General features: G+C 70.4%; 13 protein-coding genes and 1 tRNA gene. 11 read left to right on the top strand and 3 right to left on the bottom strand.

Annotated elements, in window-relative coordinates; genetic code table 11:
• Positions 1-51 precede the first annotated feature (51 nt).
• Positions 52-792 (top strand): tRNA (adenosine(37)-N6)-threonylcarbamoyltransferase complex dimerization subunit type 1 TsaB, encoded by a 741-nt coding sequence (gene tsaB / locus J2850_RS15555; RefSeq protein WP_209983200.1) that lies wholly within the window; start codon positions 52-54, stop codon positions 790-792.
• The gene (locus tag J2850_RS15560) at positions 789-1262 is read left to right on the top strand and encodes a GNAT family N-acetyltransferase (RefSeq protein ID WP_209983202.1); all 474 of its coding nucleotides are present in this window, start codon (positions 789-791) and stop codon (positions 1260-1262) included. Before tsaB ends, J2850_RS15560 begins: the two co-directional genes overlap by 4 nt.
• 3 nt (positions 1263-1265) lie before the next feature.
• Here the strand turns inward: J2850_RS15560 and J2850_RS15565 are convergent, their stop codons facing one another.
• Entirely contained in the window at positions 1266-1520 is a 255-nt protein-coding gene (locus J2850_RS15565) for a sulfurtransferase TusA family protein (protein WP_209983204.1), read from the bottom strand.
• Between the two features lie 89 nt (positions 1521-1609).
• Here J2850_RS15565 and J2850_RS15570 point away from each other — a divergent pair, with 89 nt between their 5' ends.
• The 9 genes from J2850_RS15570 to J2850_RS15610 all read left to right on the top strand — a co-directional run bounded on the left by J2850_RS15570 (position 1610) and on the right by J2850_RS15610 (position 9498).
• The gene (locus tag J2850_RS15570; RefSeq protein ID WP_209983206.1) at positions 1610-2023 is read left to right on the top strand and encodes a Ros/MucR family transcriptional regulator; all 414 of its coding nucleotides are present in this window, start codon (positions 1610-1612) and stop codon (positions 2021-2023) included.
• A gap of 718 nt (positions 2024-2741) precedes the next feature.
• The gene (locus J2850_RS15575) at positions 2742-3626 is read left to right on the top strand and encodes a GNAT family N-acetyltransferase (protein WP_209983208.1); all 885 of its coding nucleotides are present in this window, start codon (positions 2742-2744) and stop codon (positions 3624-3626) included.
• A gap of 4 nt (positions 3627-3630) precedes the next feature.
• Complete coding sequence (locus J2850_RS15580; RefSeq protein ID WP_209983209.1) at positions 3631-4653, top strand: lysophospholipid acyltransferase family protein; 1023 nt, start codon at positions 3631-3633, stop codon at positions 4651-4653.
• 47 nt (positions 4654-4700) lie between these two features.
• Positions 4701-4774, top strand: a tRNA-Gly gene (locus J2850_RS15585).
• Between the two features lie 215 nt (positions 4775-4989).
• Positions 4990-5298 carry a hypothetical protein gene (locus J2850_RS15590; protein WP_209983211.1) on the top strand — a complete coding sequence of 103 codons (309 nt, stop codon included), beginning with the start codon at positions 4990-4992 and terminating at the stop codon, positions 5296-5298.
• Between the two features lie 613 nt (positions 5299-5911).
• Entirely contained in the window at positions 5912-6490 is a 579-nt protein-coding gene (locus J2850_RS15595; RefSeq protein ID WP_209983212.1) for a YgjV family protein, read from the top strand.
• A 113-nt stretch (positions 6491-6603) separates the two neighbouring features.
• On the top strand, positions 6604-7047 hold the full coding sequence (locus J2850_RS15600) for a ferritin-like domain-containing protein (protein ID WP_209983214.1): 444 nt from the start codon (positions 6604-6606) through the stop codon (positions 7045-7047).
• A 122-nt stretch (positions 7048-7169) separates the two neighbouring features.
• A complete protein-coding gene (locus tag J2850_RS15605) occupies positions 7170-7406 on the top strand; it encodes a hypothetical protein (protein ID WP_209983215.1) in 237 nt (78 codons plus the stop codon).
• 325 nt (positions 7407-7731) lie between these two features.
• Complete coding sequence (locus J2850_RS15610; RefSeq protein ID WP_209983217.1) at positions 7732-9498, top strand: hypothetical protein; 1767 nt, start codon at positions 7732-7734, stop codon at positions 9496-9498.
• Between the two features lie 124 nt (positions 9499-9622).
• On the opposite strand, the gene J2850_RS15615 is transcribed toward J2850_RS15610, so the two are convergent.
• Positions 9623-10963 carry a bifunctional folylpolyglutamate synthase/dihydrofolate synthase gene (locus J2850_RS15615; protein WP_209983218.1) on the bottom strand — a complete coding sequence of 447 codons (1341 nt, stop codon included), beginning with the start codon at positions 10961-10963 and terminating at the stop codon, positions 9623-9625.
• Positions 10964-11013: 50 nt separating this feature from the next.
• Positions 11014-12012, bottom strand: coding sequence for an acetyl-CoA carboxylase, carboxyltransferase subunit beta (gene accD, locus J2850_RS15620; RefSeq protein WP_209983220.1), 999 nt, complete (start codon positions 12010-12012; stop codon positions 11014-11016).

The following is a 12012-nucleotide window of genomic DNA, read 5'->3' on the forward strand; positions in this document are numbered from 1 at the left end:
GCGGAGCCCCGCCGGACAGCCGGCGGAGAGGACGATGAGGAAGGTGGAGAGATGAAGGTTCTGGGTCTGGACACCGCGACCTCCGGCTGCTCGGCGGCGCTGTGGGACGACGGGAGCGGCGGACAGCCGCGGATCACCGTCCGGCGCAGCCCGCCGATGTCGCGCGGGCAGGCGGAGGTGCTGGTGCCGCTGGCGCAGGAGGTGCTGGCCGAGGCCGGGACCGGCTTCGCCGCTCTCGACCGCGTCGCGGTCACCGTCGGGCCGGGCGCCTTCACCGGCCTGCGGATCGCCCTGGCCGCCGCGCGCGGGATCGCCGTCGCCCATGGCCTGCCGGTGGTCGGCGTCACCAGCTTCGACGCCATCGCCCACGGCATCCCGGCGGCGGACCGCGCCGGACGGCCGCTGCTGGTCGCCGTCGACAGCCGGCGCGCCGAGCCCTTCCTGCAGCTCTACGACGCGGCGCTGGCGCCGCTGGGCGAGCCGGCGATGCCCGATCCGGCGGCGGTTGCCGGCTGGCTGGCGGCGCTGTACCCGGCGGGACCGCTGCTGCTGGCCGGGGACGGGGTGGCAGCGCTGCTTCCCCTGCTGCGCGACCGGGCCGACCTGGCGGTTGCCGCCGGCGACGGGCTGCCCGACGCCGCGGTGGTGGCGGCGCTGGGGGCCTCCCGCCCCGCCGGCCTGCCTGTGGAGCCCTTCTATCTGCGTCCGCCCGACGTCACGCTGCCGAAGGGAGCTGCCCAGGGAGCTACACAGGGAGCTGCACAGGGGACGGCATCGAGAGCCGGGGCATGAACGCCCCGGCCGCCGTCGGCCTGCACCGCGCCGGCCCGCTGGAGGCCGGCGTCGTGGCCGCCCTCCAGCAGGCGTGTTTCCCCGAGGAACCCTGGGATGAGGCGTCCGTCGCCTCGCTGATCGCCCCGCCTGGCGGTTTCGCGGTCCTGGCGCTGGCCGGGCCGCAGGCGCCGGTCGGCTTCGTGATGACCCGCGTCGCCGCCGAGGATGCGGAAATCCTTGCCATCGGCGTGATGCCGGACGCCCGGCGCGGCGGGGTCGGCCGCCTGCTGGTCGAGGCGGCGGTCGAGGGAGCACGGGACCTCGGCGCGACTGCGATGTTTCTTGAAGTGGCCGAGGATAACCCGGCAGCTTCGACTCTATACAAGGCCTGCGGCTTTTTTTCCGTCGGCCGGAGGCCTGGATACTATAAGCGCCCGGATGGCCGGGTCGCGGCGCTTGTCCTGCGCCGCAATCTGGACGGAGCGTAGGGGTTAATTTTTCTGCACCACCAGTCGATGGACTCCGTTCGGGTCATCCGTTCGTTCGGGGTGGACAGACAGAATGCTGTGTCCCAACTCCCTCAAGGATCGCGGTACGTTTTCCAAGGGTTCGCCTGCATTCAGCCGGACTTCGAGGGTCTGCCCGGCGGCCATCCGCTCCACCATCAACTTGGTTTTGACGAAGGTTAACGGACAAACCTGTGAGGTGATGTCGAGAAACAAGTCTGCGGAATTTTTTTCTGTCACCGATTCCTCTTTGTTTCAAAGGATGGATATTGCACGCCGCAGAAAACCTCTTTATATGGAGAGGTACGAATGCCGCGGAGCAAGCTTACATGAGCAACGGGTCCCCTTCCAACGCGCTGTTGTCTCTGACCACGGAGATCGTGGCGGCGCATGTCTCCAACAATACAGTGGCACTGACCGATCTTCCGACCCTGATCGAGCAGGTCTACAAGTCGCTGGCCAACGTCGGCACCGAGCCGCCGGTGGCGGAGGAGCGGCCGCAGCCTGCGGTGCCGATCAAGAAGTCGGTCACGCCGGACTATATTGTGTGCCTGGAAGACGGCAAGAAGCTGAAGATGCTGAAGCGCCATCTCAAGACGGCGTACAATATGACCCCAGAAGAATACCGCGACCGCTGGGGCCTGCCGACCGACTATCCGATGGTGGCGCCGAACTACGCCCGCCAGCGCAGCTCGCTGGCCAAGCAGATCGGCCTCGGCACCCGCGCCCGCCGCGGCGCCTGATCCCCCGCCGCCCGCTGCCGCCTGCCGCGCCCGGTGGGCGGCCTGATGGCCGGGCAGGCTTCCATGGCGGGACATGCATTGGCCGCCGCGCCTGCCGGAGACCCTGGCAGGGATGCCGGCGCCAGACCGTCGGGGCCTGACCGCCCAGTTTCGCCTGCCCGGTTTTTCCTGCTCCGGTTCGAGCGACCGGCCACGGGCCACGGGCCACGGATTGCGGGCCACGGATCGGGCCACGCCGACCAGGCCAGCCCGGCCGGGCGATCCTTACCTGCCCATCCTTACACGGCTGCCCTTCGGGATCGCCCTCACCGGGCCGCCACGCCATGCCGCAGGACAGGCGCCCGATCCTCGGCGACCACGATCCCGTCCACCCGTCCGTCCGCCGCCTGTCCGCCGACATCTCCCCTTGCAGGTCGTCCGATGGCTTCGCGCCGGACCGGAGGCCCGGACTCGGAGTCCCGAACCGGCCGCCGCGACCGCCGCCCGGGCCGACCATGGGTTGCGGCGGGCGCCTGTTGCGGCACCGCCAGTTCCGCTTTCACCCTATATGCACGCACATGATGTCGGTTGACCGGCAACCGTCGGGTCGTGTTATGCCTTGCCTTGCGTGCGGCGCCGCTCGTTCCGACCTGCCCGGCCGAAGCCTGCCGGGCCAAGACTTCCGGCAACGGGCGGCGGTGCCGCGCATCGTCCTGAACCACCGCAGCGGACCGTCGACATGGCTGATGCAAGCTTGGAGCAGACGGGCATGGCCCGGACGAGCCCGGAGCGGAGCGAGGAGACCCTCGTGGAAGCAGATCGCGAAGGCATGCCGGACGGCATCCGCCTGGGCAGCCTGGAGGTCAGGCTGGCGCAGTCCGCGGCGGAGATCGACTGGGCCCAGGCCCTGCGCTACCGCGTCTTCTACGAGGAGATGGCGGCCATCCCCACCCCCGCCATGCAGGCTGCCCGCCGCGACTTCGACGGCTTCGACGAGGTCGCCGACCATCTGCTGGTCATCGACCATGCGCGCGGCAACGGACCGGACATGGTGGTGGGGACCTATCGCCTGATCCGCCGCCCGGCGGCCGAGAAGATGGGCCGCTTCTATTCCAGCGACGAATACGACATCGGCCCCCTTGCCGCCTATCCGGGCCAGGTGCTGGAACTGGGGCGGTCCTGCGTCGACGCCGGCTACCGCACACGGGGCAGCATGCAGTTGCTGTGGCAGGGCATCGCGGCCTACGTCTTCCAGCATGACATCGCCCTGATGTTCGGCTGTGCCAGCCTGCCGGGCACCGACCCCGGCGCCCTGGCGGAACCGCTGTCCTACCTGCACCACCACCATCTCGCCCCGCCGGAGCTGCGGGCGACGGCGCTGCCGGAACGCTACGTCTCGCTCGACCTGATGCCCAAGGAGCAGGTCGACCCGAAGCGGGCGCTGAACATCCTGCCGCCGCTGATCAAGGGCTATCTGCGGCTCGGCGGCTTCATCGGCGACGGGGCGGTCATCGACCACCAGTTCAACACCACCGACGTCTGCATCGTGGTGAAGACCGACCTGGTGACCGACAAATACTACAAGCACTACGAACGTCGCAGCCGCGACGGCCAGGCCGGCTGAGCCGATGACCCCGACGGCGCGTGCCCTGGGATCGTCCGGCCGCGGCCTGCTGCGCCTGACGCTGTACCTGCTGTGGACCTTGCTGCTGATCCCGCTGCAGGCGCTGGCGGTGGCCCGCGACTGGCGGCTGTGCCGCACGCTGCCGGCCTTCTACCACCGGACCTGCACCCACCTGATGGGGCTGGACGTGGTGGTCCGGGGCGAGCGGGTGGTCGACGGGCCGGTGCTGTTCGTTTCCAACCACTCCTCCTACCTCGACATCACGGTGCTGGGCTCGCTGATCCCGGGATCCTTCGTCGCCAAGACGGAGGTCGGCTCCTGGCCGTTCTTCGGCCTGCTCGCCAAGCTCCAGCGCACCGTCTTCGTCGAGCGCAAGGCACGCTCGACGGTGGAGAAGCAGCGGGACGACATCGGCGGCCGGCTCGACGCCGGCGACAAGCTGATCCTGTTTCCGGAGGGCACCTCCAGCGACGGCAACCGCACCCTGCCCTTCAAGACGGCGCTGTTCGCGGTGGCCGCCCGCCGGATCGACGGCCGGCCCCTGACGGTGCAGCCGGTCAGCATCGCCCCTACCCAGCTCGACGGCATCCCGATGGGCTTCGCCTTCCGGCCCTTCTACGCCTGGTACGGCGACATGGACCTCGTGCCGCACCTGTGGCAGGCCTTCCGCCTGGGCGGCATGACGGTGGAGGTCGAGTTCCACCGCCCGGTGACCATCGAGGAATTCACCAGCCGCAAGGCCCTGGCCGACCATTGCCAGCGGGCGATCGGCCAGGGGGTGGCCCGCGCCATCTCCGGCCGCACCGGCGACGGCACCCCCGCCACCTCCCATGCCACCTCCCACGCCGCCTCTTCCACCGTCTCCAAGGCTCCGCCGGCCGATGCCCCGGCGGCGGTCGCTTCCGGAGCCGCCGCCGTCCCGGCAGCAGCGGTTTCCGAGGCCGGCGCGACTGCTGCCGTCTCTCCCGATTCCGCCGGCCAAGCCGCCGCTCCGGCGGTCGGCGACACCGCGCACGGGAGTGCTTGATTCCGCTCTTGTATCTGCTGCGGCGGTCGCCTATAAACAGCGGGCGCGCGGGTGTAGCTCAATGGTAGAGCAGAAGCTTCCCAAGCTTACGACGAGGGTTCGATTCCCTTCACCCGCTCCAAGTGCCGCATGGCTGTGGCCTTTCTTCCGGAAAATCCGGTCTCCCTTTTAAAAAATCAGCCTCACCTCCGAGAGAGCCTGCGACGGTCCGTACTGCCTTGGGCATGCGGATGGGCACACTCTTTTGCGTTGCAGCGTCGCCGCACGCGTGGTTGCGGGGAGGGGATCGATCCCTGATGCTTGCCGTGTCGACCGCAAGCAGCAAAGGGGAATGCCATGCCGCCGATCGAACGAGCCCGCCACCTGAGCCGGTTGCTGCAGGCGCGCTTCCGCATTGACCTGTTCTCCGCCCTGGTGGAGCGGGACTTTGAAAAGCGGCTTGCCGACACCATCCTGGAAGCGGAGCGCGACGCCTATCGCCGGGGCCGCGAGGCTGCGCTGGCCGATCTCCGTGCCGGCGTCGGCGGTGCATCGGCCATCGGCGAGGCCGGTGGTCTGCGGGGTGAGACGGCCCGCACGCTCAATCGGCGTTTTGAGGACGATCCGCGGCCCGGCGCGACGGCCGGGCAGTCCACGGCCATGTAAGGCCGGCCCGTTCGGCACAGCCGTAATGCCAGGGGCGCTGGTCGCCATGGCCGGCCCAATGCGGTTCCCCCAGACGGATCGTTCGGCCGCAGGCGCAGCATAGCGGCCGTTCGCGCCGGGAAAGCCCGCCTCCGGCGGTTCCCGCCCCGATGCATCCGGGCGATGCCGGGTGGTGCCCATACCGGGCTATCGGTTCCCCCATCTTGTCCCCTTTCCTGGTCTTCCCCGGCCTTTTCCCCCGACCAGCGGCCTCTCCCCGTCACAGGTTCCGCACCCAGCAGCGGAACCGAAGCGCTGCGAGAATGACGTCAGCGGCGGCCGTTGCCAACGTCACTGATGGACAGGTCGGGAATCCGCGCACTCTGCCGGTAGGGCATATACCCGCAGAGTGCAGGAGCATGTCTGCTTCAATGTTGCTCCAGAGTTTTCACAATAATCGCCACATCCACTCCCGCATGAAGACATGGTTGCTCTCGCGGACATTCGGTGGCGTGACGAGGTCCATCTTTGGTCTGCTTCCGGTCACATCAGTGTTCATATCCAGTTAACCAGACGGGACTAGCGTCCGCCGCCTTCGCTGCATTGCGGCATGTTCTTCGTGCGAAGGCGTTCCATGACGGCTTTTCTGCTGGATTATCTTCCGACATTCACCGCCATCTCTCCGATTGCTGCGACCGGGGTCGCCGGCCTGCTGGCAGGCGTGCTGTCGACGCTGCTCGGCGACCGGCGGGCGATCCTCGCGGCGCAGGCGACGGCATCCTCGCTGTTCCTGGTCCATTTCCTGCTGCTCGGCGCCCATACGGGCATGCTGATGTGCGGGCTGGGGCTGATCCAGATGGTCCTGCGCCTGCCCCGGCGCATCGGTCCGGCACTGGCCGTCGCCTACGCCCTGACGGTGCCGGCGGCGCTGGCGGTGGCGGCGCTCACGTGGCAGGGGCCGATGTCGGCATTGTCGGCCAGCGGTTTCCTGCTGGCCACGCTCGGCCGCTGGCAGAGCGCCGTCGGCCCGATGCGGCTGTGCTTCATCGCGGCGACGCTGGTCGGCGCCGGGCACAACCTGCTGGCCGGCTCCGGCTTCGGCCTGGCGTCCGACGCGATGTCGCTCACCGGACATGGCGTCAGCCTGTGGCGGGGCGGCATCGGCCGGTCCCTGCTGCGGGGGCGGAACGCCGGGAACGCCATCCCGGCCTAAGGATCGGCTTTCCGCGAGGCAACATTCCCGGCCGGCCCCGGGGGCCGTCGGGAACATTCGGTCCGGCGGCCGGGTTGTGCCAACGACGGGGATGCACCGGAGGACCTGCCGCCATGGAAAAAGACGAGATCGTCGATACCCTCAATGACCTGATCCGCATCGTCGAAGACAGCCACGAGGGCTACCGGCAGGCTGCCGAGAGCGCCCAGGAGGAGGATCTGAAGGCGCTGTTCAACGACCTTGCCGCCCAGCGCGGCGCCATCGTCCGCGAAATCCAGCGGCTGGTGGCCGAGCAGGGCGGCGCCCCCGACATGGGAGGCACCATGCTGGGGGGCGCCCACCGCTTCTTCCTGGAGCTGAAGTCGGCGGTCCTCGGCCATGACCGGGCGGCGGTCATCACCGAGGTGGAACGGGGCGAGACCGAGTGCCTGCGCCGCTATGAGGACGCGATGGCGAAGGAACTGCCCCTGCCGGTGACCGCGGTCATCGCCCAGCACCTGGACCGTATCCGGGTCGACCGTGACCGCATGGCCGCCTTGCGCAATGTGGTGGCATGATGATGCGGCGCAGCATTGAAGGGTGTCCTGGCGGGGCGTAGCTTTGTCATGTGGTCCTACCACAGCACTGTGCATCCGGGCCGCCCGCGGCGCCGGATGCAGCCCCCAATTGGACATGAGTGATGAGCATTGACAAGAAAGCCGCCGGTGCGGTCTCGGACGACTTGGTGACCGAGGGCGCCTTCGCCCTCTATCGCGCGGAGAACGCCCACCGCGTCTCCGAATTCAGGAAGTCGGACAATGCCGACGCGGCGATCGCCGCCGACTTCGACGCCTACCGTATCCGCTACCTGCGCAAGTTCCGCGACTTCACCGAGAGCCTTTCCGAACAGGGGTTGACCGTCACCCGCTCGGCGTGACGCCGTCTGCCCGGGCGGATCGCCCCTTCCCCGCCGCCGCGGCACGGCCTTGGCCCACACCGGCCAGCGCCGCGCCACGGCGGTGGCGCAGGGTGCCGCCGGGCTCCTCTCTCCCCCCAGGCACAGGGTGACGGCCGCAGCGGCTCCGGCGGGCCGGGGGCCGTCCTGCCTCCGCAATGACGGACGGACCGCATCGGCCTGCCGGCCGGTCTTGAACCGGTTGGGACGGATGCGGTTGGGCCTGAAGCGGTTCAGCACGGCTGGACCGGGCTGAATCGATTGGGAATGCCGCGGGAGCACCGCTATACTGCGGGCCATGGCCCGCATGCTGTTCCTTCGCGATATCGACGCCGACGTGCAACTGCGCTGCCGCGCCTGCGGCCATGGCGGCGTACTGCCCCGCGCCGTCCTGGAGCGCCGCTTCGGCCCGAATTATCCCGTCCTGTCGATCGCGCCGCATTACCGGTGTTCCCGGTGCGACTCCCGCGACATCGAAAGCCGGCCGGTCCCGCCGGAGCCGGTGGCGGCCGGTGCAGGCTCCCCGGCCGGCGCCGACTCCTCGTTCGATGCGCCGCTCGCAGCACTGCACGGCCTGCTGGCTTCCCTGCGCGGCGGCAACGACGCCCCTGCCCCTGCCCCTGCCCCTGCCCCTGCCCCTGCCCCTGCCCCGCGGGCCGTGGACCATGAGGAGCGCCCGTCGCCCTTCCGCGCACGGTCCTCCGCGGAGCCGATGCCTGACCCGAGGGCCGGAAGATCGCCCGACGACGATGCCGGGCATCCCTGGAAACCGGTCTCGCCCGTCGACATGGCCGCCCGGCTCGGCTTCGAAGGCTGGACCGACGAAGAGGACGAGGACGACATCGCGCCGGTCCGAAGCACCGCGGTTGCCGCCAACACTGGCTGGGTCGACACCGGTGTGGCCGATAGTGGTTTGGTCGGCAGCGGTTCGGACGATGCCAGCTATGATGCCGACCGCGACGGCGACCCGGATGGAGAGGCCGACGAGACGCTGACGGCGATGCGGCGCCTCCTGGCGCGGGCGGAGGCACAGGCGGAATGGCCCGACGACGGGCCGGACGGCGACGGCGGCTTTCCACCACGGTCTGCGCCATGGCCCGATGCAGCGGACCCGGTGGACGAAGACGACGAGGATGGCGACCCTGAGCCGCCGGTCTTCACGCACAGGGTCATGGTCCGCGGTGATTTCGCAAGGGGGCCCGGCGGGCGCCACGGGGACGGGGGGAGCCGCGAACGGCCCGAGCCCGAGCCCCAACATGGGACCGACGGGGGCTGGGACGAGGACCCCTCCGACGACGACATCCTGTCCTTCGCCATCCGCGATCCCGACCGTTCGGCCGGCCGCCCCGACAAGCCTGCCGCCTATCCTCCCGCAGGCGAGCCGCCGGCGGCTTTCGACGAGTACCGTGCGGAGCGGCGCGCCCAGCGCCCGGCCCCGCTGCCCGATGAGGAGGATGGGTTCGACAGGACCCTGGCGGCCCTGCGCGCGATGATCGAGGATGCGGCAGGCGACCAGCCGGCCTCCCCCTCCCCCCGCAAGGGACGCGGCGCGGCGCCCAAGCCTGCCGACCGGAGTGCCGGGGGCGAGGCGGCGTGTGGCGCGCCGACGGGCGATGACTCGACGGGCGATGATTGGGACGTTCCGAAGGATCCCGGACCCCAGGCCGCTCCCGCCGCCGGGCCGCTGCCGGAGGAGGTCGACGAAGAGCCGGCCGCCGAACCGGAACCGGCGTCCGGCCGCCGCTCCGCCCAGGAACGCGAGATCGAAGAGGCGATGAGGGCGCTGCGCGGCTTCATCGAGGAGGACGAGGATCCCGACCCGCCCGCAGCGGCTCCCCTGCCCCGGCCGCGTGCCGCCAAGACGCGCCACACCCCCTCCGCCGGGTCGTCCGCGCTGCAGGCGGATCCCACTGCGGATCCCGCGGCGGTTCCGGCGGATAGGACAGGGCTGGGTAAGACCGGGCAGAGCGGGACCGCACCGGCCAAGGCAGGCGGCGACGACGCCACGCCGCTCAGCAAGACCATCGCGGCCTTGCGCGGCATGCTCGAACTGGACGGCCGGCGCAAGCGGTAGGGCCTGATCGGTGCAAGCCTGACCGGTTCAAGCCGAAACGCTGGAACCGGTCCTGGGACAAGCCGGGAGCCGGGGAGTCGCCCGGGCGGCAGGCGGGGCCGTTCCGGGTTCGGCCGTTCTTGGTTCAGCCGTTTTGGGCCAGCACGGTGCCGGCGAGATAGAGCGAACCGCAGATCAGCACCCGTGCCGGTCCCGATCGGCCGGCCAGGAGGTCGGCCAGGGCGGCATCGACGCTGTCGGCGGCGGCGCTGTCGCGGATGCCGCACAGGCGTCCGGTCTCGCAGGATTCCTCCGCGCTGAAGCTGGCCTCCTCGCCCGGGATCGCCACGGCGCGCAGGGCGTGGGCGAAGGGGGCGATCGGTCCCAGGAACTCGAACGGGTTCTTGCTCGACAGCATGCCGTAGATCAGCAGCAGCGGCAGGGCCGGTGCGCTCCCATCCCCTGCAGCGGGCGTGGAGCCATGCGACCAGTCGACCGCCTGACGGGCGAGAACCTCGCCCGCGGAATCATTGTGCCCGCCGTCCAGCCACAGCTCCCAGCCCGCCGGCAGGCGATCGGCCAGCGGGCCGCGGGTCAGCCGTTGCAGGCGCGCCGGCCATTCGGGGCTTGCAAGGCCGCGGCGCACCGCCTCGTCGTCCACCGCCAGCGGCAGATGGTCGAGGCAGGCAATGGCGACGCCGGCGTTGGTGACCTGATGGGCACCGGCAAGGCCCGGCATCGGCAGGTCGATCCGGCGGGCCGCGCTTTCGAAGCGGAAGCCGCCGGGACGTTCCGTCACCGACCAGGGCTGGATCGGGGCGGCGATGGCGCCGGCGCGCAGCGTCAGCGCCTTCAGCGCGTCGGCCTCCGGCTGCGGCGCCAGCACCACCGGGACGCCGGGCTTGAAGATGCCGGCCTTCTCGCTGGCGATCTCCAGCAGGGAGTCGCCGAGGAACTGGCGGTGGTCGTAGGAGATGCGGGTGATGGCGGTGACCGCCGGCCGGTCCACCACGTTGGTGGCGTCCAGCCGGCCGCCGAGCCCGGTCTCCAGCAGCACCACGTCGGCCGGCACGCGGGAGAAGGCAAGGAAGGCGGCGACCGTCGTCACCTCGAAGAAGGTGATCGGGCCGCCGGCATTGGCGGCCTCGCATTCCTCCAGCAGGGCGGCCAGGTGATCGTCGTCGATCAGCCGGCCGGCGAGGCGGATGCGCTCGTGGAAGCGCACGAGGTGCGGCGAGGTGTAGACATGGACGCGGTAGCCCGCCGCCTCCAGCATCGCGCGCAGGAAGGCGACGGTGGATCCCTTGCCGTTGGTTCCGGCGACATGGACCACCGGCGGCAGCTTGCGCTCGGGATTGCCGAGCGCCGCCAGCAGCCGGTGCACCCGGTCCAGGGACAGGTCGATGACCTTCGGATGAAGCCCCTTCAGCCGGTCCAGCACGGGGTCGGATCGGCTTGCCGCGGGGGACGGGCGGGCGTCGGTCATGGTCGTCTCTGGGCCGGGAGGGGATGGGCGCCGCGTCTGGCGGAGCCGGGTCAGTCGTCGCCGGCCTGGACCGGTGCCGCGGCCGGCACCGCTGCCGGTGCCGCGGCGGGCACGGGCTGGGCGGCGGCCGGCTGCGCCGGCTCGCTGTCCGCGGGCGGCGCGGCGGTCAGGTCGACATCCACCGGTTCCTCCGCATCGACGCGCGGCGTCATCAGCAGCCCCAGCGTACGGGCCAGCGTCGGGCGCAGGTCGCGGCGGTGGACCACCATGTCGACCATGCCGTGCTCCAGCAGGTACTCGGAGCGCTGGAAGCCTTCCGGCAGGGTCTCGCGGATCGTGCTCTCGATCACGCGGGCGCCGGCGAAGCCGATCTGCGCGCCCTTCTCGGCGATGTGGATGTCGCCCAGCATGGCGAAGCTGGCGGTGACGCCGCCGGTGGTCGGATCGGTCAGCACGACGATGTAGGGCAGGCCGGCTTCCTTGACCATCTCGACCGCGATGGTGGTGCGCGGCATCTGCATCAGCGACAGGATGCCTTCCTGCATCCGGGCGCCGCCCGAGGCCGGGACGACGATCAGCGGCGCCCGCTTGGCCACCGCCAGCCGGGCGGCGGTCAGCAGCCCCTCGCCGACGGCGATGCCCATCGACCCGCCCATGAAGCCGAAGTCGAAGGCGGCGACGACCGCCGGCTGGCCGCCGATGCGGCCCTCGCCGACGACGATGGCGTCGTTGCGGCCGGTCTTGGTCTGGGCTTCCTTCAGGCGGTCGGTGTAGCGCTTCTGGTCGCGGAACTTCAGCGGGTCGACCACCGGCTTCGGCAGCTCGACGGCTTCATAGACGCCGCCGTCGAACATCGATTCCAGCCGCCGCACCGGCTCCAGCCGCATGTGGAAGCCGCAGTGCTGGCAGACGTTGAGGTTCTCCTCCAGCTCGCGGTGGAACAGCATCGACTCGCAGCTCGGGCACTTGTGCCAGAGGTTGTCGGGCACTTCCTTGCGGGCGTAGAGCGCGCGGATCTTGGGACGGACGTAGTTGGTGAGCCAGTTCAT

Origin of the sequence: Azospirillum picis (assembly GCF_017876115.1) — a bacterium.
Taxonomy (GTDB): Bacteria; Pseudomonadota; Alphaproteobacteria; order Azospirillales; family Azospirillaceae; genus Azospirillum; species Azospirillum picis.